This is a genomic window from Pantoea sp. BS_8, from assembly GCF_041954965.1.
Classification (GTDB): domain Bacteria; phylum Pseudomonadota; class Gammaproteobacteria; order Enterobacterales; family Enterobacteriaceae; genus Pantoea; species Pantoea stewartii.
The window spans coordinates 109261-130092 of the sequence record NZ_JAVAXU010000004.1 but is presented as its reverse complement, the minus strand read 5'-3'; the positions used below and the strand labels follow the sequence as shown (position 1 = coordinate 130092).

The 20832-nt window shown below is 54.7% G+C and carries 19 protein-coding genes; all 19 read left to right on the top strand.

Annotated elements, in window-relative coordinates:
• The 19 genes from ilvN to secM all read left to right on the top strand — a co-directional run bounded on the left by ilvN (position 1) and on the right by secM (position 20775).
• On the top strand, positions 1 to 492 hold the full coding sequence (gene ilvN, locus RAC65_RS10990; protein WP_006117664.1) for an acetolactate synthase small subunit: 492 nt from the start codon (positions 1 to 3) through the stop codon (positions 490 to 492).
• 186 nt (positions 493 to 678) lie between these two features.
• Positions 679 to 1689 carry a catabolite repressor/activator gene (gene cra, locus RAC65_RS10985; RefSeq protein ID WP_006117666.1) on the top strand — a complete coding sequence of 337 codons (1011 nt, stop codon included), beginning with the start codon at positions 679 to 681 and terminating at the stop codon, positions 1687 to 1689.
• A gap of 493 nt (positions 1690 to 2182) precedes the next feature.
• The gene (gene mraZ, locus RAC65_RS10980) at positions 2183 to 2641 is read left to right on the top strand and encodes a division/cell wall cluster transcriptional repressor MraZ (protein WP_006117668.1); all 459 of its coding nucleotides are present in this window, start codon (positions 2183 to 2185) and stop codon (positions 2639 to 2641) included.
• A 2-nt stretch (positions 2642 to 2643) separates the two neighbouring features.
• Positions 2644 to 3585 (top strand): 16S rRNA (cytosine(1402)-N(4))-methyltransferase RsmH, encoded by a 942-nt coding sequence (gene rsmH / locus RAC65_RS10975; protein WP_054634505.1) that lies wholly within the window; start codon positions 2644 to 2646, stop codon positions 3583 to 3585.
• Positions 3582 to 3902 carry a cell division protein FtsL gene (gene ftsL, locus RAC65_RS10970; protein WP_006117670.1) on the top strand — a complete coding sequence of 107 codons (321 nt, stop codon included), beginning with the start codon at positions 3582 to 3584 and terminating at the stop codon, positions 3900 to 3902. The genes rsmH and ftsL overlap by 4 nt, the downstream gene beginning before the upstream one ends.
• 16 nt (positions 3903 to 3918) lie before the next feature.
• Positions 3919 to 5685, top strand: a complete 1767-nt coding sequence (locus RAC65_RS10965) for a peptidoglycan glycosyltransferase FtsI (protein WP_006117671.1) — start codon at positions 3919 to 3921, stop codon at positions 5683 to 5685.
• Positions 5672 to 7159: a UDP-N-acetylmuramoyl-L-alanyl-D-glutamate--2,6-diaminopimelate ligase gene (murE, locus tag RAC65_RS10960; protein ID WP_375096696.1), complete on the top strand. Its 1488-nt coding sequence runs from the start codon at positions 5672 to 5674 to the stop codon at positions 7157 to 7159. The genes RAC65_RS10965 and murE overlap by 14 nt, the downstream gene beginning before the upstream one ends.
• Complete coding sequence (gene murF, locus RAC65_RS10955; RefSeq protein WP_375096695.1) at positions 7156 to 8514, top strand: UDP-N-acetylmuramoyl-tripeptide--D-alanyl-D-alanine ligase; 1359 nt, start codon at positions 7156 to 7158, stop codon at positions 8512 to 8514. The genes murE and murF overlap by 4 nt, the downstream gene beginning before the upstream one ends.
• Positions 8508 to 9590 (top strand): phospho-N-acetylmuramoyl-pentapeptide-transferase, encoded by a 1083-nt coding sequence (gene mraY, locus RAC65_RS10950; RefSeq protein ID WP_033740254.1) that lies wholly within the window; start codon positions 8508 to 8510, stop codon positions 9588 to 9590. The genes murF and mraY overlap by 7 nt, the downstream gene beginning before the upstream one ends.
• 2 nt (positions 9591 to 9592) lie before the next feature.
• Positions 9593 to 10909 (top strand): UDP-N-acetylmuramoyl-L-alanine--D-glutamate ligase, encoded by a 1317-nt coding sequence (gene murD, locus RAC65_RS10945; RefSeq protein WP_058702060.1) that lies wholly within the window; start codon positions 9593 to 9595, stop codon positions 10907 to 10909.
• On the top strand, positions 10909 to 12123 hold the full coding sequence (gene ftsW / locus RAC65_RS10940) for a cell division protein FtsW (protein ID WP_033740255.1): 1215 nt from the start codon (positions 10909 to 10911) through the stop codon (positions 12121 to 12123). The genes murD and ftsW overlap by 1 nt, the downstream gene beginning before the upstream one ends.
• Positions 12120 to 13178: an undecaprenyldiphospho-muramoylpentapeptide beta-N-acetylglucosaminyltransferase gene (murG, locus tag RAC65_RS10935; RefSeq protein ID WP_058702059.1), complete on the top strand. Its 1059-nt coding sequence runs from the start codon at positions 12120 to 12122 to the stop codon at positions 13176 to 13178. The genes ftsW and murG overlap by 4 nt, the downstream gene beginning before the upstream one ends.
• Positions 13179 to 13253: 75 nt before the next feature.
• Positions 13254 to 14729: a UDP-N-acetylmuramate--L-alanine ligase gene (gene murC, locus RAC65_RS10930; protein ID WP_110267850.1), complete on the top strand. Its 1476-nt coding sequence runs from the start codon at positions 13254 to 13256 to the stop codon at positions 14727 to 14729.
• Positions 14722 to 15639 carry a D-alanine--D-alanine ligase gene (locus RAC65_RS10925; RefSeq protein WP_375096694.1) on the top strand — a complete coding sequence of 306 codons (918 nt, stop codon included), beginning with the start codon at positions 14722 to 14724 and terminating at the stop codon, positions 15637 to 15639. The genes murC and RAC65_RS10925 overlap by 8 nt, the downstream gene beginning before the upstream one ends.
• A gap of 1 nt (position 15640) precedes the next feature.
• Positions 15641 to 16480 (top strand): cell division protein FtsQ, encoded by an 840-nt coding sequence (gene ftsQ, locus RAC65_RS10920; protein ID WP_033740258.1) that lies wholly within the window; start codon positions 15641 to 15643, stop codon positions 16478 to 16480.
• Positions 16477 to 17733 (top strand): cell division protein FtsA, encoded by a 1257-nt coding sequence (gene ftsA / locus RAC65_RS10915; RefSeq protein WP_006117681.1) that lies wholly within the window; start codon positions 16477 to 16479, stop codon positions 17731 to 17733. The genes ftsQ and ftsA overlap by 4 nt, the downstream gene beginning before the upstream one ends.
• 71 nt (positions 17734 to 17804) lie before the next feature.
• Positions 17805 to 18959 (top strand): cell division protein FtsZ, encoded by a 1155-nt coding sequence (gene ftsZ, locus RAC65_RS10910; protein ID WP_006117682.1) that lies wholly within the window; start codon positions 17805 to 17807, stop codon positions 18957 to 18959.
• Between the two features lie 101 nt (positions 18960 to 19060).
• Complete coding sequence (gene lpxC / locus RAC65_RS10905) at positions 19061 to 19978, top strand: UDP-3-O-acyl-N-acetylglucosamine deacetylase (protein ID WP_033740259.1); 918 nt, start codon at positions 19061 to 19063, stop codon at positions 19976 to 19978.
• 290 nt (positions 19979 to 20268) lie between these two features.
• A complete protein-coding gene (secM, locus tag RAC65_RS10900) occupies positions 20269 to 20775 on the top strand; it encodes a secA translation cis-regulator SecM (protein ID WP_233255760.1) in 507 nt (168 codons plus the stop codon).
• The last annotated feature ends 57 nt before the right edge of the window (positions 20776 to 20832 follow it).

Sequence of the window (20832 nt, the reverse complement as noted above, 5' to 3'; positions counted from 1 at the left end):
ATGCGTCGCATTTTATCGGTTTTGCTGGAAAACGAATCCGGCGCATTGTCTCGTGTTGTTGGCCTGTTTTCACAGCGTGGCTACAACATTGAGAGCCTGACGGTTGCGCCCACGGACGATCCTACGCTGTCACGCATGACGATTCAGACTGTTGGCGACCAGAAAGTCCTGGAGCAGATTGAGAAACAGCTGCACAAACTGGTCGATGTTTTGCGTGTGACCGAGTTAGGGCAGGGCGCTTACGTCGAACGTGAAATTATGCTGGTGAAAATTCAGGCGACAGGTTATGGCCGCGAAGAGGTAAAGCGCAGCGCAGAAATTTTCCGGGGCCAGATTATTGATGTGACGCCTTCGCTTTACACGGTTCAGCTGGCAGGCACCAGCGATAAGCTGGATGCATTCTTAAGCACGGTACGCGAAGTGGCTGAAATTGTAGAAGTCGCGCGCTCCGGCATCGTCGGTGTTTCACGTGGCGAACGGATAATGCGTTAATCACGCGCCGTAACGATCTAAAACGAATGTAACCCGGCGAAATGCCGGGTTTTTTCTTTTTTGTGCAGAACAAGGTTCACCATCAGAAAAGCGGTTGCTCCGCGCACTTTTCTGCTGTTAGATGTGATAAAAGAATGTCCATAGCTTATCTGCGGGTTATCAGACCCGCTTAACGGTGGGGTTACAGTGAAACTGGATGAAATTGCGCGCCTGGCGGGTGTATCGCGCACCACGGCCAGTTACGTCATTAATGGAAAGGCACGGCAGTATCGTGTCAGCGATAAAACCGTCGAGAAAGTCATGGCGGTGGTCCGCGAGCATAACTATCATCCTAATGCTGTGGCTGCAGGGCTGCGCGCCGGGCGCACGCGCTCGATCGGTCTGGTGATTCCCGATCTGGAAAACACCAGTTATACACGTATTGCTAACTATCTTGAGCGTCAGGCCCGCCAGCGTGGCTACCAGTTATTGATCGCCTGTTCTGAAGATCAGCCTGACAATGAAATGCGCTGTATTGAGCATCTGCTGCAACGCCAGGTGGATGCCATTATCGTATCCACTTCACTTCCTCCTGAGCATCCTTTTTATCAGCGCTGGATTAACAATCCCCTGCCCATCATCGCACTGGACCGCGCGCTGGATCGTGAACACTTTACCAGCGTGGTCGGTGCTGACCAGGACGATGCTTATGCCCTGGCGGCTGAACTGCGTCAGCTTAAGGTCAGCAACGTTCTGTTCATGGGCGCGTTACCAGAATTATCGGTCAGCTTTCTGCGTGAACTGGGATTCAGAGAAGCCTGGAAAGGGGATGAGCGTCCCATCGACTTCCTCTATTGCAATAGTTTTGAGCGCACGGCGTCGGCCGCCGTGTTCGAAAAGTATTTGCAGGATCACTCAATGCCAGACGCGCTGTTCACCACGTCATTCGGCCTGTTACAGGGCGTGATGGATGTGACCCTGAAGCGTAACGGCCGCCTGCCGTCCAATCTGGCGATCGCCACCTTTGGCGATCATGAACTGCTGGACTTCCTGGAGTGCCCGGTGTTATCGGTAGGCCAGCGTCATCGTGATGTAGCCGAACGGGTACTGGAATTAGTATTAGCGTCTCTCGATGAACCGCGTAAACCCAAGCCTGGATTAACGCGTATTCGCCGCAATTTATTACGTCGCGGACAATTAAGCAGAATTTCTAATTAATAATACGGGCAGCGATTTGTCTGCCCCGATGTTTAAATGCTGTTTTTAAACTCTTTCTTATCCAAAGTAAAAAAGCGTAAGCGTTTAACATTCATTCTAACAAATTAAGTTAACAGACCATTCTTGTTTACTTACAACTTAACGCTGGTTTAGCCCCTTAACATCAGGCGAGTGGCTAGGCTTCCGTTAAGAAATCCCCTAAAATGCGTCCCCTGTCTCAAAACGGCATCGGATTATTCAACCGTAATAAACGTGTTAATTTTCGCCGTTTTTTTTCAGAGCTGAATTTTTTATTCAATTATTCATTAGTTTAATTTTGATTAATCATCTTCCGGCGTTTTGAAACCTTTTCAGTGTTAATTCCCGCCTCGGTAAATAATCATATTCTACTGCCGCTCCGGCTTGACAATGATTTCCTACGATCCTTAAACTCGTTTTGTGGTAAAAAGTGGGATAAAGTGGTGCAAATGGGTAACTGAGGGGTGAGACTGACATGTTCCGTGGAGCAACGTTAGTCAATCTCGACAGCAAAGGACGACTGGCGGTACCAACCCGTTACCGTAATTTGCTGAACGAGGAATCGCAGGGGCAGATGGTTTGTACCATCGACCTCCATCAGCCATGCCTGTTGCTTTACACCTTACCCGCATGGGAAATCATTGAGAAAAAACTGGCGAGTCTGTCCAGCATGAATCCGATGGAGCGCCGCGTGCAGCGTTTACTGTTGGGACATGCCAGTGAGTGTCAGATGGATAATGCGGGCCGCTTATTGCTGGCGAATACCCTTCGCCAGCATGCAAATTTAAGCAAAGAAGTGATGCTGGTTGGGCAGTTCAACAAGTTTGAACTGTGGGATGAACAGACCTGGTATCAACAAGTCAGGGATGATATTGACGCAGAACAGTCAGCTCAGTCGCCTTTATCTGAGCGGTTGCAGGATTTATCGCTATAGCTATGCAGGAAAATTATAAACACACCACCGTGCTGTTGGATGAGGCAGTGAATGGCCTCAACATCAAGGAAGACGGAATCTATATTGACGGCACCTTTGGTCGTGGCGGTCACTCACGCTTGATTCTGGCGCAGCTTGGCGCCAACGGAAAGCTCATCGCCATTGACCGTGATCCGCAAGCTATCGCCGCGGCCGCTGAAATAAAGGATCCGCGTTTTTCCATTGTTCATGGCCCCTTTTCCGCGCTGGCGGAGTATGTGGCAGAGCGTGAACTGGCAGGTCAGATTGACGGCATATTACTGGATCTGGGCGTGTCATCCCCGCAGTTGGATGATGCCGAACGCGGGTTTTCATTTATGCGCGACGGGCCGCTGGATATGCGCATGGATCCCACGCGCGGCCACTCTGCCGCCGAATGGTTGATGCAGGCAGAAGAGGCCGATATCGCCTTTGTGCTGAAAACCTATGGTGAAGAACGATTTGCGAAGCGGATTGCGCGGGCGATTGTGGAACGCAACCGGGATCAACCGATGACGCGCACGAAAGAGCTGGCAGAGGTGATTGCCGCAGCAACACCGGTTAAAGACAAGTTCAAACACCCGGCGACCCGTAGTTTCCAGGCCATTCGCATCTGGATCAACAGCGAACTGGAAGAGATCGACACCGCATTAAAAGGTGCAGTCGATGTGCTGGCTCCGCAAGGGCGTTTGTCTGTCATCAGCTTCCATTCGCTGGAAGACCGGTTGGTGAAGCGGTTTATGCGCGATCAGAGCCGCGGGCCGCAGGTGCCTCATGGCTTACCCATGACCGAGCAGCAACTGAATGCACTGGGTGGGCGTCAGTTGAAGCTGCTGGGCAAAATGGTACCTGGCGACACGGAGGTGAAAGAGAATCCCCGTGCGCGCAGTTCCGTTTTACGAATTGCGGAGCGAACTGACGCATGATTGGCAACGAACGGCACAGCTTACCCGCTGTCATCGCGGGCGACATTATGCGTAAAGGGAAACTCCCTTTTCTGTTGCTGATTGCTGTGCTGGTTTCTGCCGTGCTGGTCGTGACAACGACGCACAAAACACGCTTGCTGACTGCCCAGCGAGAGCAACTGGTGCTTGAGCGTGATGCGCTGGACATTGAGTGGCGCAACTTAATTCTCGAAGAGAATGCCCTTGGCGATCACAGCCGCGTTGAGCGGATCGCCACCGAGAAGCTGCAGATGCAGCACGTTGATCCTTCGCAGGAAAACATCGTGGTGCAAAAATAAGGACCTGTTACTGCTAATGAGCGGCGTAAAAAGAACGCTGAAGTTAAAAAAACCAGAAGATAAAGCCAGCTTTGTAAGCTGGCGTTTTGCGTTGTTATGCGGTTGCATTTTACTGGCCTTAGGTGGGCTGTTATCACGCGTGGCCTGGCTGCAGGTGATTAATCCGGACAAACTGGTTAAAGAGGGCGATTTACGTTCACTGCGCGTTCAGGCCGTGCCCACCTCGCGGGGGATGATCAGCGACCGCGGCGGGCGTCCGCTGGCGGTCAGCGTGCCGGTTAACGCCATCTGGGCCGATCCCAAAGAGCTGCATGATGCGGGCGGTGTCACGCTCGACAGTCGCTGGCGTGCGCTCTCAGATGCGCTTTCTGTTCCCATTGATCAACTGGCCGCCCGCGTGAATGCCAATCCTAAAGGCCGGTTCATCTATCTGGCCCGCCAGGTCAATCCCGCCATTGGTGAATACGTCAAAAAACTCAAGCTGCCCGGTATCCATCTGCGCGAAGAATCACGCCGTTATTACCCTGCCGGACAGGTCACCTCACATCTGATTGGCTTCACCAATATCGATGGTCAGGGAATCGAAGGCATCGAAAAGAGCTTTGACAAATGGCTGACGGGTGAGCCCGGCGAGCGTACCGTGCGTAAAGATCGCTATGGGCGCGTTATCGAAGACATTTCATCGGTGGACAGTCGTGCGGCACATAACCTCACGCTGAGTATTGACGAGCGTTTACAGGCGCTGGTGTACCGTGAGCTGAATAATGCGGTCGCCTTTAACAAAGCCGAATCGGGAACGGCGGTTCTGGTGGATGTGAATACCGGTGAGGTCCTGGCGATGGCGAACAGCCCTGCCTATAACCCCAATAACCTCAGCGACACGCCAAAAGATCTGATGCGCAACCGGGCCATCACCGACATTTTCGAACCCGGCTCGACGGTAAAACCGATGGTGGTGATGACCGCGCTGCAACGCGGCGTGGTGAAAGAGAACAGCGTTTTGAACACCGTGCCGTATCGCGTAAATGGTCATGAGATTAAAGACGTAGCGCGCTATAACGAACTCACGCTGACTGGCGTACTACAGAAATCGAGTAACGTCGGTGTTTCCCGACTGGCGTTAGCGATGCCCTCCTCAGCGCTGGTAGAAACTTACTCGCGCTTTGGTCTGGGTAAACCGACCAATTTGGGGCTGGTCGGGGAAAGCAGTGGCTTATACCCTAAAAAACAACGGTGGTCTGACATAGAGAGGGCCACCTTCTCTTTCGGCTACGGGCTAATGGTAACGCCGTTACAGTTAGCGCGAGTCTACGCAACGATTGGCAGCTTTGGTATCGCCCGCCCGCTCTCAATTACCAAAGTGGATCCGCCGGTGGGCGGTGAGCGTGTATTTCCTGAAGCTCTGGTGAAAACCGTGGTGCATATGATGGAAAGCGTTGCATTGCCGGGCGGGGGCGGCGTGAAAGCCGCCATTAAAGGTTATCGCGTCGCCATTAAAACCGGTACGGCGAAAAAAGTCGGACCGGACGGGCGTTATGTGAACAAATACATCGCCTATACCGCAGGCGTGGCACCTGCCAGCCGTCCTCGTTTTGCGCTTGTTGTGGTCATCAACGATCCTCAGGCCGGTAAATATTATGGTGGTGCGGTTTCTGCACCGGTGTTTGGTGCCATCATGGGCGGCGTACTGCGCACCATGAACATCGAGCCGGATGCGCTGCCGACCAATGACAAGAACGAGTTGGTGACAAACAGAAGTGAGGAAACAAGTGACAGATCGTAACCTGCGCGACTTACTCGGACCGTGGGTGCCCGGTGCACCTGCGCGCCCGTTGCGTGACATGACGCTGAACAGTCGGGTGGCGGCTGCGGGTGATCTGTTTGTCGCTATCGCCGGCCATCAGGTTGATGGACGCCGCTTCATTCCTCAGGCCATTGCCCAGGGTGTGGCCGCCGTGATTGCGGAAGCCGAAGGGGAAGCGAGCGATGGTGAAATACGCGAAATGCACGGCGTGCCGGTTATCTATCTTGCACAGTTGCCCCAGCGTCTTTCCGCTCTGGCGGGGCGTTTTTACCAACAGCCGGGCGAAAGACAAAAACTGATTGGCATCACCGGCACTAATGGCAAAACGACCACGAGTCAGTTGCTTGCCCAGTGGGCTGAGCTGCTGGGTGAAACCAGCGCGGTGATGGGGACGGTGGGAAATGGACTGGTCGGCCAGCTCGTGCCTGCCGAAAACACCACCGGCTCCGCTGTGGACGTCCAGCATACTCTGGATGAACTGGCCAGCAAGGGCGCGTCGCTGACCGCCATGGAAATCTCCTCCCACGGTCTGGTGCAGCATCGTGTCGCAGCCTTGCCGTTCGCTGCCGCTGTCTTTACCAACCTCAGTCGCGATCACCTGGATTATCACGGCGATATGCAACAGTACGAATCAGCTAAATGGCTGCTCTTCTCTGAACATCAGGTGGGCGTGGCCATCCTGAATGCCGACGATGAAGTCGGACGCCGCTGGCTGGCAAACCTGCCTGATGCGGTTGCTGTCTCGATGGAAAATAACCTGCAGCCTGGCTGCCACGGTCGCTGGCTTCGCGCAACCGAGGTGAACTATCACGACAATGGTGCCCACATTCGTTTCCGCTCCAGTTGGGGCGATGGCGAACTGGACAGTCGTCTGATGGGGGCTTTTAACGTCAGTAACGTGTTGCTGGCGCTGGCCACACTGCTGGCGCTGGGTTATGCACTGGATGATTTACTGCGCGTTGCCGCAAAACTGCAGCCGGTTACCGGACGGATGGAAGTCTTCACCGCACCGGGCAAACCCACTGTCGTGGTGGATTATGCCCACACGCCCGACGCATTAGAGAAAGCACTGGCCGCCGCCCGCCTGCATTGTAAAGGTAAACTATGGTGCCTGTTCGGCTGTGGCGGCGATCGCGATAAAGGTAAGCGCCCACTTATGGGTGCCATTGCGGAACAGTTTGCCGATGTGGTCGTGATTACTGACGATAATCCGCGCAGCGAAGATCCTGCGGCGATTGTGCAGGACATTCTGAGCGGCCTCCTTGATCCGGGCCGCGCTCGCGTTGTCGCGGGCCGTGCACAGGCAGTCACCAGCACTATTATGCAGGCTCAGCCCGACGACATTGTGTTAGTCGCCGGTAAAGGCCACGAAGATTATCAAATTATTGGTCATCAGCGGCTGGACTACTCCGATCGTGCTACGGTCGCCACGCTGTTAGGAGGCATTGCATGATTCCGGTTTCATTACGCACCTTAGCGCAGGTCACCAGCGGTACGCTGCACGGCGACGATTTGACGTTCAACACCGTCACGACAGACACCCGTAAGGTCACCGCAGACAGTCTGTTTGTTGCCATTGTGGGTGAGCGCTTCGATGCACATGACTTTGCCGAAGATGCGATTGCCAAGGGCGCGAAAGCCTTGCTGGTAAGTAAGCATTTACCTGTGTCGGTGCCGCAGGTCGTTGTCAAAGACACGCGCATCGCCTTTGGTAAGCTGGCGTCCTGGGTGCGTCAGCAGGTCAGTGCCCGCGTCGTTGCGCTGACCGGCTCATCCGGTAAAACGTCAGTGAAAGAAATGACCGCAGCGATTTTACGCCAGTGCGGCGAAACGCTGCATACCGCCGGTAACCTGAATAACGATTTTGGCGTGCCCATGACCCTGCTGCGTCTCACGCCAGAACATCAGTATGCCGTGATTGAGCTTGGCGCTAATCATCAGGGTGAAATCGCCTATACCACCGACCTGGTTCGTCCGGAAGCGGCGCTGGTCAATAATCTGGCTGCCGCGCACCTTGAGGGTTTCGGGTCGCTTGAAGGTGTCGCAAAAGCGAAGGGTGAAATTTTTTACGGCCTGCCCGCAAAGGGAACGGCGATTTTAAATGCTGACAGCAATGACTGGCCACGCTGGCAGGAGAACCTGCACGGTAAAACGGTATGGCGCTTCTCGCCGCAGGCCGCAGACTGCGACTTTGGTGCGCGCGATATCCGTATTCGCCAGGATGGCACCCATTTTGTCATGCATACGCCCCGTGGTGACATCGACATTATTCTGCCTCTGCCCGGTCGGCACAATATCGCCAATGCTCTGGCGGCGGCGGCGCTTGCGTTGTCGGTCGATGCACCGCTTAGCGCGGTGCAGACCGGGCTGAAAAGCCTGCAGTCCGTTCCTGGTCGCTTATTTCCTGTCCGGCTCTCAGATCATCAACTGCTCCTGGATGACAGCTATAACGCCAATGTAGGATCGATGGTTGCGGCGGCACAGGTGCTGTCTGAAATGCCTGGCTACCGTGTGATGGTGGTGGGCGATATGGCTGAATTAGGGGATGAAAGTGAACAACTTCATCGCGAAGTCGGTCTGGCGGCCAAAGCTGCGGGCGTTGACCGGGTATTAAGCACCGGGAAGTTCAGCCACTTTATGAGTGAAAGTAGCGAAGTTGGCGAACATTTCAGCGATAAAACGGCGCTGACTGAACGATTACGCCAGTTGCTGTCCGAACACAAAGAAATGACCGTATTGATTAAAGGTTCGCGTAGTGCCGCCATGGAGCAGGTAGTACAGAGCTTACAGGAGAAAGGAACATGTTAGTTTGGCTGGCCGAGCATCTGGTCGCATTTTATTCCGGTTTTAACGTCTTTTCGTATTTGACGTTTCGCGCCATTGTCAGCCTGCTGACCGCACTGTTTATTTCGCTGTGGATGGGGCCGCGTCTGATTGCCTGGCTGCAAAAGCTGCAGATCGGGCAGGTTGTCCGTAATGATGGTCCCGAATCGCACTTCAGCAAGCGGGGAACGCCGACGATGGGCGGCATCATGATTCTGACGTCGATTACGTTGTCGGTGCTGATGTGGGCTTATCCTTCTAATCCCTACGTCTGGTGCGTGCTGGTGGTGCTGGTGGGCTTTGGCGTCATTGGCTTTGTTGATGATTACCGTAAAGTGGTTCGCAAGGATACCAGGGGGCTGATTGCCCGCTGGAAATACTTCTGGATGTCGGTGATTTCGCTCGGTGTCGCCTTTGCGCTCTATCTGGCCGGTAAAGATACGCCTGCGACGGAACTCGTGGTGCCGTTTTTCAAAGATGTGATGCCACAGCTTGGCCTGTTTTACATTGTGCTGGCCTATTTCGTCATCGTCGGTACCGGCAATGCCGTCAACCTGACTGATGGGCTGGATGGTCTGGCCATTATGCCGACAGTGTTTGTTGCGGCCGGTTTCGCCCTGGTCGCCTGGGCGACCGGTAACGTGAAGTTCGCCGATTACCTGCACATTCCTTATCTGCGTCACGCAGGTGAGCTGGTTATCGTCTGTACGGCGATTGTTGGGGCTGGATTAGGTTTCCTCTGGTTTAACACTTATCCGGCTCAGGTCTTTATGGGCGATGTCGGCTCGCTGGCACTGGGCGGCGCGCTCGGTACCATCGCTGTCCTGCTGCGCCAGGAATTTTTATTAGTGATTATGGGCGGCGTGTTTGTGGTTGAAACGCTGTCGGTGATCCTGCAGGTGGGATCGTTCAAGCTGCGTGGCCAGCGTATTTTCCGCATGGCACCGATCCATCACCATTACGAACTGAAAGGCTGGCCAGAGCCGCGCGTGATTGTGCGCTTCTGGATTATTTCGCTCATGCTGGTGCTGATTGGCCTGGCGACGCTGAAGGTACGTTAATCATGGCTGATTACCGCGGGAGAAAAGTCGTCATCATTGGATTAGGCCTGACCGGCCTGTCCTGTGTTGATTTCTTTATAGCGCAGGGCGTAACGCCCCGCGTGATGGATACCCGTGTATCACCGCCCGGGCTGGATAAACTGCCTGAGCAGGTGGAACGTTATGTGGGCGGTCTCAATCGCGACTGGCTGCTGGCTGCGGATCTCATCGTGGCCAGCCCCGGCATTGCCCTGGCCCATCCCGCATTGTGTGAAGCGGCAGACGCGGGCATTGAAATCGTCGGCGACATTGAGCTGTTTTGCCGGGAAGCACAGGCACCGATCGTGGCGATCACCGGTTCAAACGGAAAGAGTACGGTCACTACGTTAGTTGGCGAAATGGCGAAAGCCGCCGGTTGGCAGGTAGGCGTCGGCGGTAATATTGGGTTGCCCGCGCTGAGCCTGCTGAAAGTCCCCGCTCAGCTCTATGTTCTGGAGCTTTCCAGCTTCCAGTTAGAAACCACCTACAGCCTGAAGGCCGCAGCGGCCACGATCCTGAACGTGACCGAAGATCATATGGATCGCTATCCGTTAGGTATGCAGCAGTATCGCGCGGCAAAACTGCGGATTTACGAGAACGCTCAGGTTTGCGTGGTGAATGCCGACGATGGCATGACCATGCCGGTACGCGGCGCCGACGCACGCTGTGTCAGTTTCGGTATTGATATCGGCGATTATCACCTGAACAAGCAGCAGGGCAGTGTCTGGCTGCGGGCGAAAGGCGAAAAAGTCCTGAACACAGACGAGATGACGCTGGTCGGACAGCATAACTACACCAATGCGCTCGCCGCGCTGGCGCTGGCCGATGCGGTTGGTCTGCCACGCTCGACCAGTCTGTCCGCACTGGCGGCTTATTCAGGTCTGGCGCACCGTTTCCAGCTGGTTCATGAAAGCCGCGGTGTGCGCTGGATCAATGATTCAAAAGCAACCAATGTGGGCAGTACGGAAGCGGCTCTGAAGGGATTACAGGTTGACGGTACGCTCTGGTTACTGCTGGGAGGCGATGGCAAATCTGCGGATTTCTCTCCACTGCAACCGTATCTGCAGGGCGATCGTATCCGGCTGTTTTGCTTTGGGCGCGATGGTGATGCACTGGCTGCGCTCCGCCCTGACGTGGCGGTCAGGACCGAAACGCTGCAGGAGGCAATGGCGCAGATTGCAAAACAGGTACAGCCAGGCGACATGGTCCTGCTTTCCCCGGCCTGCGCCAGCCTTGACCAGTTCCGCAATTTTGAACAGCGCGGCGATGTCTTCGCGCAACTGGCCAGGGAGTTAAGCTGATGCGTATTCCTGGAGCGGGTATTGTGAATTATCTGTCAGGTCGCCTGAGTAACTGGGTGATGGGGGCGCGTGAGAGCGACGATACCTCGCAGGTGCTCTATGATCGGACTTTGCTCTGGCTGACCCTGGGGCTGGCTGCAATCGGGTTTGTGATGGTCACATCGGCTTCAATGCCGGTGGGACAGCGTCTGAATGACGATCCGTTCTACTTTGCCAAGCGTGATGCGTTCTATATTGCGCTGGCGTTTGGTATCGCGCTGGTCACGCTGCGCGTACCCATGGATTTCTGGCAACGCTACAGCAACGTGATGTTGATGGCGTCGGTCGTCATGCTGTTGATTGTGCTGGTCGTAGGAAGCTCCGTAAACGGGGCATCACGCTGGATTGCACTGGGTCCACTGCGTATTCAGCCAGCGGAACTGTCTAAGCTCACGCTCTTCTGTTATCTCGCCAGTTATCTGGTGCGTAAGGTTGAGGAAGTCCGCAATAACTTCTGGGGCTTCTGTAAGCCGATGGGGGTGATGGTCGTGCTGGCGGTGCTGCTGCTCGCTCAGCCCGATCTGGGTACAGTGGTGGTGCTGTTTGTCACGACGCTCGCGATGCTCTTCCTTGCGGGGGCAAAGCTGTGGCAGTTCCTGGCGATTATCGGTTCCGGCATCTTCGCGGTGGTGTTGTTAATCATCGCCGAGCCTTATCGTATGCGCCGTGTGACCTCTTTCTGGAATCCGTGGGAAGATCCGTTCGGCAGCGGCTACCAGCTTACTCAGTCACTGATGGCGTTTGGCCGCGGCGAATTCTGGGGCCAGGGACTGGGCAATTCGGTACAGAAACTGGAATACCTGCCGGAAGCACATACCGACTTTATTTTCTCGATTATCGGAGAAGAACTGGGTTACATCGGTGTGGTTTTAGCCCTGTTAATGGTATTCTTCGTGGCTTTTCGCGCCATGTCGATTGGCCGCCGCGCACTTGAACTTGACCAACGTTTCTCCGGCTTTCTGGCCTGCTCAATCGGCGTCTGGTTCAGCTTTCAGGCGCTGGTCAACGTGGGTGCGGCGGCGGGGATGTTGCCGACAAAAGGTCTGACATTACCGCTGATTAGTTACGGTGGCTCGAGCCTGCTCATTATGTCGACGGCCATCGTATTTTTGTTACGTATTGATTATGAAACGCGTCTGGCTAAAGCGCAGGCGTTTACCCGGGGTGGTCGATGAGCGGTAAACGATTGATGGTCATGGCAGGAGGAACCGGTGGGCATGTTTTCCCGGGGCTGGCTGTGGCCCATCATCTCGAGGCGCAGGGCTGGCAGGTGCGCTGGTTAGGCACGGCCGATCGTATGGAAGCCGACCTGGTACCGAAGCACGGTATCGACATTGATTTTATCCGCATCAGTGGATTACGCGGTAAAGGCAGTAAAGCGCTGTTGTTAGCGCCGGTACGCATCTTCAACGCCTGGCGTCAGGCGCGCAAGATTATCAAAGCCTGGAAGCCCGATGTGGTGCTGGGCATGGGCGGTTATGTATCGGGGCCCGGTGGTCTGGCCGCCTGGAGTTGCGGGGTGCCAGTGGTACTCCATGAGCAGAACGGTATTGCCGGGCTCACCAATAAATGGCTGGCTAAAATTGCCACCAAGGTCATGCAGGCCTTCCCGGGTGCCTTTCCGCACGCGGACGTTGTGGGTAATCCGGTGCGTACCGATGTGCTGGCGCTGCCGTCACCGGCGCAACGGCTGGCTGGCCGCAGTGGACCGATTCGTATTCTGGTTATCGGGGGCAGTCAGGGCGCGCGCATTCTGAACCAGACGTTGCCTCAGATTGCCGCCAGGCTGGGCGAGACCATTACCCTCTGGCATCAGACGGGTAAGGGCGCCTTGCAGGAAGTCCAACAGGCCTATCAGCAAGCCGGTCAGCCGCAGCATAAAGTGACCGAGTTTATTGATGACATGGCCGCTGCGTATGCCTGGGCCGACGTGGTGATTTGCCGCTCTGGCGCATTAACGGTAAGCGAAATCGCTGCCGCAGGCTTACCGGCGATTTTCGTGCCGTTTCAGCACAAAGATCGCCAGCAGTACTGGAATGCCCTGCCGCTTGAAGGCGCAGGGGCAGCCAAAATTTTTGAGCAGCCGCAGTTTACTGCGGAGGCGGTAGCGGAAACGTTGCGTCACTGGGACCGTCCAACATTACTCGCGATGGCAGAAAAGGCCCACGCGGTAGCGGTACCTGATGCCACCGAACGGGTTGCACAGGAAGTGGCTCGCGCCGCACGTTAAAGAATCAGGTCAGCCTGGCTGGCCCGTGCTCAACAACCTGAGCACAAACTGAATGAGTAGGTATAAGAAAGCGTAATGAATACACAACAACTGGCAAAACTGCGTTCAATCGTGCCCGAGATGCGTCGCGTCCGGCACATTCACTTTGTCGGCATCGGCGGTGCTGGCATGGGCGGTATTGCCGAAGTGTTAGCGAATGAAGGCTACCATATTAGCGGTTCTGATCTGGCGCCTAACCCGGTAACCCACAATCTGATCAATCTGGGCGCAACGATTTACTTCAACCACCGCCCGGAAAACGTGACGGATGCCAGTGTCGTCGTGGTCTCCAGTGCGGTTTCTCAGGATAACCCTGAGCTGGTTGCGGCACGCGAGCAACGTATCCCGGTGATTCGTCGCGCTGAGATGCTGGCAGAACTGATGCGCTTTCGTCATGGCATTGCGATCGCCGGAACGCACGGCAAAACTACGACAACGGCGATGGTCTCCAGCATTTATGCCGAAGGTGGCCTGGATCCGACCTTCGTTAACGGTGGATTGGTGAAAGCGGCGGGCACGCATGCGCGTCTGGGCAGCAGCCGTTATCTGATCGCCGAGGCGGATGAGAGCGATGCGTCCTTCCTGCATCTGCAGCCGATGGTTGCCGTCGTGACCAATATCGAAGCCGATCATATGGACACGTATCAGGGTGATTTCGAAAACCTGAAGCAGACGTTTATCAATTTTCTGCACAACCTGCCCTTCTATGGCCGTGCGGTGATGTGCGTTGATGATGCGGTGATTCGCGACTTGTTACCGCGTGTAGGACGTCAGATTACGACCTATGGTTTCAGCGAGGATGCGGACTTCCGCATTGAAGATTTTGAACAGCGTGGCGCTCAGGTGCATTTCAACCTGATTCGTCAGGACAAGGCACCACTCGCGATCACGCTGAATGCGCCGGGACGGCATAACGCGTTGAATGCGGCGGCAGCGGTTGCGGTTGCCAGCGAAGAAGGCATTGAAGACAGCGCGATTCTGGCGGCGCTGGAGAGCTTCCAGGGAACCGGCCGTCGTTTCGATCAGTTGGGCGAGTTTGCTACCGAACCGGTCAACGGCACGCCTGGCACGGCTATGCTGGTTGATGATTATGGCCATCACCCAACGGAAGTGGATGCCACCATTAAAGCGGCGCGCGCAGGCTGGCCGGATAAAAAACTGGCGATGGTCTTTCAGCCGCACCGGTATACCCGCACGCGCGACCTGTTTGACGATTTTGCCAACGTGCTGTCACAGGTCGACGTTTTACTGATGCTGGATGTGTATGCCGCCGGCGAAACGCCGATTCCGGGTGCTGACAGCCGTGCGCTGTGTCGTGCAATCCGCAACCGCGGTAAAGTCGACCCCATTCTGGTGCCGGAGCATGATGCGTTAGTCGAGATGCTGGCGCCGTTATTATCAGGTAACGATCTGATTCTGGTTCAGGGCGCAGGCAACGTCGGGAAAGTGGCGCGTAAACTGGCGGAATGCAAACTGCAGCCAGAGCGCAAAGTGGAGGGCCGTCATGTCTAAAGTGGCTGTTTTGATGGGTGGCACCTCAGCCGAACGCGAGGTCTCCCTGATGTCCGGGGCTGCCGTACTGGCCGGTTTACGTGAAGCGGGCATTGATGCGCACGGTATTGATACACGCGAGCAGTCTGTACTGGATCTGAAAGCGCAGGGCTTCGACAAAGTCTTTATCGCGCTGCATGGTCGCGGTGGCGAAGACGGCACGCTTCAGGCCGTGCTTGAATTCCTGCAACTGCCTTATACCGGCAGCGGGGTCATGGCGTCGGCGGTGACCATGGATAAGCTGCGTACCAAATTACTGTGGCAGGGCAGGGGACTGCCGGCAGGTAAGTTTGTCTGGATGACCCGTGCACAGATGCAGTCGGGTCTGGACGCCGCGACAGAGGCGGCGATTGCCGCACTGGGCTTCCCTCTGTTTGTTAAACCGAGCAGTGAAGGATCCAGCGTTGGCATCAGCCGGGTTAATCAGCAGGGTGATCTGCTGGCCGCGCTGGAAGAGGCATTTCGTCACGACGATAACGTACTTATCGAGGCGTTTCTGAGTGGTGAAGAATATACCGTGGGCATTCTGGGCGATCAGATTCTGCCAGCGATAAAAATAAAGACTGCCAGCGAGTTTTATGACTATGAAGCTAAATACATTTCTGACGATACTCAGTACTTCTGTCCCGCAGGGCTGAGTGCAGAGCGTGAAGCAGAATTACAACAGCTGGTGTGGTCTGCCTGGCAGGCGCTGGGATGTCAGGGTTGGGGTCGTGTCGATGTGATGACCGATGGTGAAGGCCGCTTTCAGTTGCTGGAAGCCAATACTTCCCCGGGCATGACCAGCCACAGCTTAGTGCCGATGGCAGCAAAGCAGGCGGGACTGACCTTTTCTCAACTGGTCGTACGCATTCTGGAACTGGCCGACTGATATGTCACAGGCGGCGATGAATGTACGCAATCGTGAGGCGCAGGAGCGGGCACGCACCGGCCGCAGTAACGGTGCCCGGCTGTTTGGCATCGTCTTTCTGCTGATGGTGATGGGCATAATGATTGCGGGTGGATTAGTGGTGCTGAAGTGGATGAACGATGCATCCCGCTTACCCCTGTCGAAACTGGTGGTCACCGGTGAGTTGCATTACACCACCCACGACGACATCCGCCAGGCGATTTTATCCCTGGGGCCACCCGGCACCTTTATGTCGCAGGATGTGAACATTATCCAGCAGCAGATTGAACGGTTGCCGTGGATTAAACAGGTCAGTGTGCGCAAACAGTGGCCTGATGAACTGAAGATTCATCTGGTTGAGTACACGCCGGTGGCACGCTGGAACGACGCGCATATGGTGGACAGCGACGGCGTGTCATTTAGCGTACCGGCCAATCATATGGGCAAAGAAGCGTTGCCCATGTTGTATGGGCCAGAAGGCAGTGAAAAAGAGGTCCTGGCGGGCTATCACAGTATGGATGATGTGCTGAAAGCCAGGAAGTTTACCCTGAAGGTGGCGTCGATGACGGCACGACGTTCATGGCAGCTGGTGACCAGTGACGATGTACGTATCGAACTGGGCCGTACCGATACCATGAAGCGTCTGAATCGTTTTATTGAGCTTTATCCGGTGTTGCAGCAACAAGGCGAGAATGAACACAAGCGCATCAACTCCGTTGATTTACGCTATGACTCTGGCGCCTCCGTTGGCTGGACACCGATAGTGATGGAGCCACAGGACAGTAATCAGCAACAAAACCAGGCACAGGCTAAACAACAATGATCAAGGCAACGGACAGAAAACTGGTAGTTGGACTCGAAATCGGCACTGCGAAAGTCGCCGCCCTGGTTGGGGAAATTCTGCCCGATGGTATGGTCAATATTATTGGGGTCGGCAGTTGTCCGTCCCGCGGTATGGATAAAGGTGGCGTTAACGATCTTGAGTCGGTGGTGAAATGCGTACAGCGCGCCATTGATCAGGCTGAGTTAATGGCGGATTGCCAGATTTCCTCCGTCTACCTTGCATTATCGGGCAAACATATCAGCTGCCAGAACGAAATCGGGATGGTTCCGATTTCAGAAGAGGAAGTGACTCAGGATGATGTAGAGAATGTGGTGCACACGGCAAAGTCTGTGCGCGTTCGTGACGAGCATCGCATTCTGCACGTTATTCCTCAGGAATATGCCATCGATTACCAGGAAGGCATTAAGAACCCGGTCGGCCTTTCCGGTGTACGTATGCAGGCGAAAGTCCATTTGATCACCTGTCACAATGATATGGCGAAAAATATTGTTAAAGCCGTTGAACGTTGTGGCCTCAAAGTTGACCAACTGATTTTTGCTGGTCTGGCGTCCAGCTTTGCTGTACTGACCGAAGACGAACGCGAACTGGGCGTTTGCGTGGTGGATATCGGGGGCGGCACAATGGATATCGCCGTCTATACTGGCGGTGCACTGCGCCACACGAAGGTCATTCCCTATGCGGGCAATGTAGTTACCAGCGATATTGCGTACGCCTTTGGCACGCCGCCTACCGATGCGGAAGCGATTAAAGTCCGGCATGGTTGCGCGCTGGGATCGATTGTTGGAAAAGATGAGAACGTTGAAGTGCCGAGCGTTGGCGGACGTCCGCCACGGAGCTTACAGCGTCAGACGCTGGCTGAGGTAATTGAGCCGCGTTACACCGAACTTTTAAATCTGGTCAATGACGAGATTTTGCAGTTGCAAGAGCAGCTTCGCCAGCAGGGAGTGAAACACCATCTTGCTGCGGGGATTGTATTAACCGGCGGCGCGGCGCAGATTGAAGGTCTGGCCGCCTGCGCGCAGCGCGTATTCCATACGCAGGTGCGCATTGGACAGCCGCTGAACATTACTGGCCTGACGGACTACGCGCAGGAGTCTTACTATTCCACGGCGGTAGGGCTGTTGCATTACGGCAAAGAGTCACACATGAACGGTGACGCAGAGGCGGAAAAGCGGGTTTCAGTCGGCAACTGGTTTAAACGTATCAATAGTTGGTTAAAAAAAGAGTTTTAATTTTTGTAAAAGGGGATCATGCTGTTTTCTTTTGTGATCTCCAGGCGACAGGCACATAACGGAGAGAAATCATGTTTGAACCTATGGAATTAACCAATGACGCGGTGATTAAAGTCATCGGCGTCGGCGGTGGCGGCGGCAACGCCGTAGAGCACATGGTACGCGAGCGTATCGAAGGTGTGGAATTCTTCGCTGTTAACACCGACGCCCAGGCGTTGCGTAAAACAGCGGTCGGCCAGACCATCCAGATTGGTAATAACATTACCAAAGGGCTGGGTGCGGGTGCGAACCCGGAAGTGGGCCGTAACTCTGCAGAGGAAGATCGCGAAGCACTGCGTTCTGCGCTGGAAGGGGCAGACATGGTGTTCATCGCAGCGGGAATGGGTGGCGGTACCGGTACCGGTGCAGCGCCTGTTGTAGCTGAAGTGGCGAAAGATTTAGGTATTCTGACCGTTGCGGTCGTGACCAAGCCTTTCAACTTCGAAGGCAAGAAGCGCATGGCGTTTGCCGAGCAGGGGATCGCAGAGCTGTCTAAGCATGTCGATTCACTGATCACCATTCCTAACGACAAGCTGTTAAAAGTGCTTGGGCGCGGCATTTCGCTGCTCGACGCTTTTGGCGCAGCCAACGACGTGCTGAAAGGCGCAGTGCAGGGTATCGCTGAACTGATTACCCGCCCTGGCCTGATGAACGTCGACTTTGCTGACGTGCGTACCGTCATGTCAGAAATGGGTTATGCCATGATGGGCTCTGGCGTGGCATGCGGTGAAGATCGTGCGGAAGAAGCTGCTGAAATGGCGATTTCCAGCCCACTGCTGGAAGATATCGACCTGTCTGGTGCGCGTGGCGTGCTGGTCAACATCACGGCGGGCTTTGACCTGCGTCTGGATGAGTTCGAAACCGTGGGTAATACCATCCGCGCCTTCGCCTCAGACAACGCCACCGTGGTTATCGGTACCTCTCTGGATCCAGAAATGAACGATGAACTGCGCGTCACCGTGGTGGCAACCGGTATTGGTATGGACAAGCGTCCTGAAATCACGCTGGTCACCAACAAACCGGCCAGCCAGCCAGTGATGGATCATCGTTACCAGCAGCACGGTATGTCGCCGCTGCCGCAGGAGCAGAAACCTGCAGCGAAAGTGGTGAACGATCAGAATGCACAATCGAACAAAGAGCCAGATTACCTTGATATCCCGGCGTTTTTGCGTAAGCAGGCCGACTAGGAATAACCTTATAATTGGGTTTTCCCGCTCTTTGTGCTAAAGTGTTCGCCCGCTGGTAACGTATACTGGCGGTCGGAAAGTAATATTGCGAGATAATTACGATGATCAAACAAAGGACATTAAAACGTATTGTTCAGGCGACAGGTGTCGGTTTACATACCGGCAAGAAAGTCAGCCTGACGTTGCGCCCTGCACCGGCTAATACCGGGGTCATCTATCGTCGCACCGACTTGAATCCCCCGGTTGATTTTCCGGCTGATGCAAAATACGTGCGCGACACCATGCTGAGTACCTGCCTGGTGAATGATGAAGGCGTGCGTATTTCGACAGTTGAACACTTGAATGCCGCACTGGCGGGCCTGGGCATCGACAACATTATTGTGGAAGTCGATGCACCTGAAATCCCGATTATGGATGGCAGCGCAGCGCCTTTTATCTATCTGCTGATGGATGCAGGTATCGAGCAGCTCAGCAGCGCCAAGAAGTTTGTGCGCGTTAAGCAAACCGTGCGTGTTGAAGATGGTGATAAATGGGCGGAAATTAAACCGTATAACGGTTTTTCGCTTGATTTCACTATTGATTTCAAACACCCGGCTATCGATGCCAGCTCTCAGCGTTACCAGATGAAATTCTCTGCCGAAGCGTTTGTTCGTCAGATTAGCCGTGCACGCACCTTTGGCTTCATGCATGAAATCGAATATCTGCAGTCTAAAGGCCTGTGCCTGGGCGGTAGTTTAGATTGTGCGATAGGCCTTGATGATTTCCGCGTGCTTAATGAAGAAGGTCTGCGTTTTGAAGACGAGTTTGTCCGTCACAAAATGCTGGACGCTATCGGCGATCTGTTTATGTGTGGCCATAACATTATCGGCGCGTTTACCGCGTACAAATCGGGCCATGCATTGAACAACAAACTGCTGCAGGCCGTTTTGGCTAAGCAGGAAGCCTGGGAATGGGCGACCTTCGAAGACGAAGCTGAATTGCCGCTGGCGTTTAAAGCACCAAATCTGGTTCTGGCTTAATTCCTGATCAGAACGTAAAAACGGCTGGTTGCGCTGACACTCTCTCCGGTCAGTCGCGCCGGCCGTTTTTTATTGCCCCGCCTTCGCTCTCTGTGTGTTGCGACACTCTTCACATGCTAAAGCAAACAATTGCTGAATTGCTGCACAATCAGGTGCGATTTCTTCCGTTGTCGCTTTAAACGCAGGTGTCGGCACGCCACATTAGTGTTACTATCTCTGGCGCTTTTACAGGCTGCATGCTGCTGAAAACAGCAGTGAATAATGAAATTGTTATGCGCAATGGAACAATTGTGATCGGAATCCTTCTACGCTGGCGACAAATAGGTAGACGCTATTTCTGGCCTCATTTCCTGCTGGGAATGGTGGCGGCCAGTCTCGGCTTGCCGGCGTGTGCGCAAACAGCGGAACTTAACACCGGATCCGAATCCTCAGCCAGCAGCCTGTTCATCGGCAATGCCGTTCGTTTCGATCATCTTATTCGTCTTCAGGAAGCCTCGCGACGTCCCAGTTTTACTGTTGACTACTGGCACCAGCATGCCATTCGCACGGTTATCCGCCACCTCTCTTTCACGCTGACGCCGCAGTCTCAGGCGGAAGAGCAGGTACATCCGCTGGCCGCGCAAAAGCTGGCGTTAATCGATTCACTTCATGCCTTATTGACCTCCCAGACAGCACAGACATACGACGCCTTTGGTTTGTCTCTGCTGCCTGTGTCTGACGCGCCTGCCCTGACGCGAGCAGCCTGGCATGGCAAAGTGCACGGTATCCGTGCCGGCCCCGCTTCATTGTTCTGCTAATCACTTTCATTACACCCTTTTAGATTTCGCAGTCCGACGATTCGGCTGAATTGAGAA

Excerpts from the sequence above, each read along its gene's own strand:
- ftsQ (WP_033740258.1), top strand. The coding sequence starts at position 15,641 with ATGTCACAGGCGGCGATGAATGTACGCAATCGTGAGGCGCAGGAGCGG.
- ftsZ (WP_006117682.1), top strand. The coding sequence starts at position 17,805 with ATGTTTGAACCTATGGAATTAACCAATGACGCGGTGATTAAAGTCATC.
- RAC65_RS10925 (WP_375096694.1), top strand. The coding sequence starts at position 14,722 with ATGTCTAAAGTGGCTGTTTTGATGGGTGGCACCTCAGCCGAACGCGAG.
- murG (WP_058702059.1), top strand. The coding sequence starts at position 12,120 with ATGAGCGGTAAACGATTGATGGTCATGGCAGGAGGAACCGGTGGGCAT.
- lpxC (WP_033740259.1), top strand. The coding sequence starts at position 19,061 with ATGATCAAACAAAGGACATTAAAACGTATTGTTCAGGCGACAGGTGTC.
- mraY (WP_033740254.1), top strand. The coding sequence starts at position 8,508 with ATGTTAGTTTGGCTGGCCGAGCATCTGGTCGCATTTTATTCCGGTTTT.
- murD (WP_058702060.1), top strand. The coding sequence starts at position 9,593 with ATGGCTGATTACCGCGGGAGAAAAGTCGTCATCATTGGATTAGGCCTG.
- RAC65_RS10965 (WP_006117671.1), top strand. The coding sequence starts at position 3,919 with ATGAGCGGCGTAAAAAGAACGCTGAAGTTAAAAAAACCAGAAGATAAA.
- mraZ (WP_006117668.1), top strand. The coding sequence starts at position 2,183 with ATGTTCCGTGGAGCAACGTTAGTCAATCTCGACAGCAAAGGACGACTG.
- ilvN (WP_006117664.1), top strand. The coding sequence starts at position 1 with ATGCGTCGCATTTTATCGGTTTTGCTGGAAAACGAATCCGGCGCATTG.
- murC (WP_110267850.1), top strand. The coding sequence starts at position 13,254 with ATGAATACACAACAACTGGCAAAACTGCGTTCAATCGTGCCCGAGATG.
- ftsA (WP_006117681.1), top strand. The coding sequence starts at position 16,477 with ATGATCAAGGCAACGGACAGAAAACTGGTAGTTGGACTCGAAATCGGC.
- ftsL (WP_006117670.1), top strand. The coding sequence starts at position 3,582 with ATGATTGGCAACGAACGGCACAGCTTACCCGCTGTCATCGCGGGCGAC.
- rsmH (WP_054634505.1), top strand. The coding sequence starts at position 2,644 with ATGCAGGAAAATTATAAACACACCACCGTGCTGTTGGATGAGGCAGTG.
- murF (WP_375096695.1), top strand. The coding sequence starts at position 7,156 with ATGATTCCGGTTTCATTACGCACCTTAGCGCAGGTCACCAGCGGTACG.
- ftsW (WP_033740255.1), top strand. The coding sequence starts at position 10,909 with ATGCGTATTCCTGGAGCGGGTATTGTGAATTATCTGTCAGGTCGCCTG.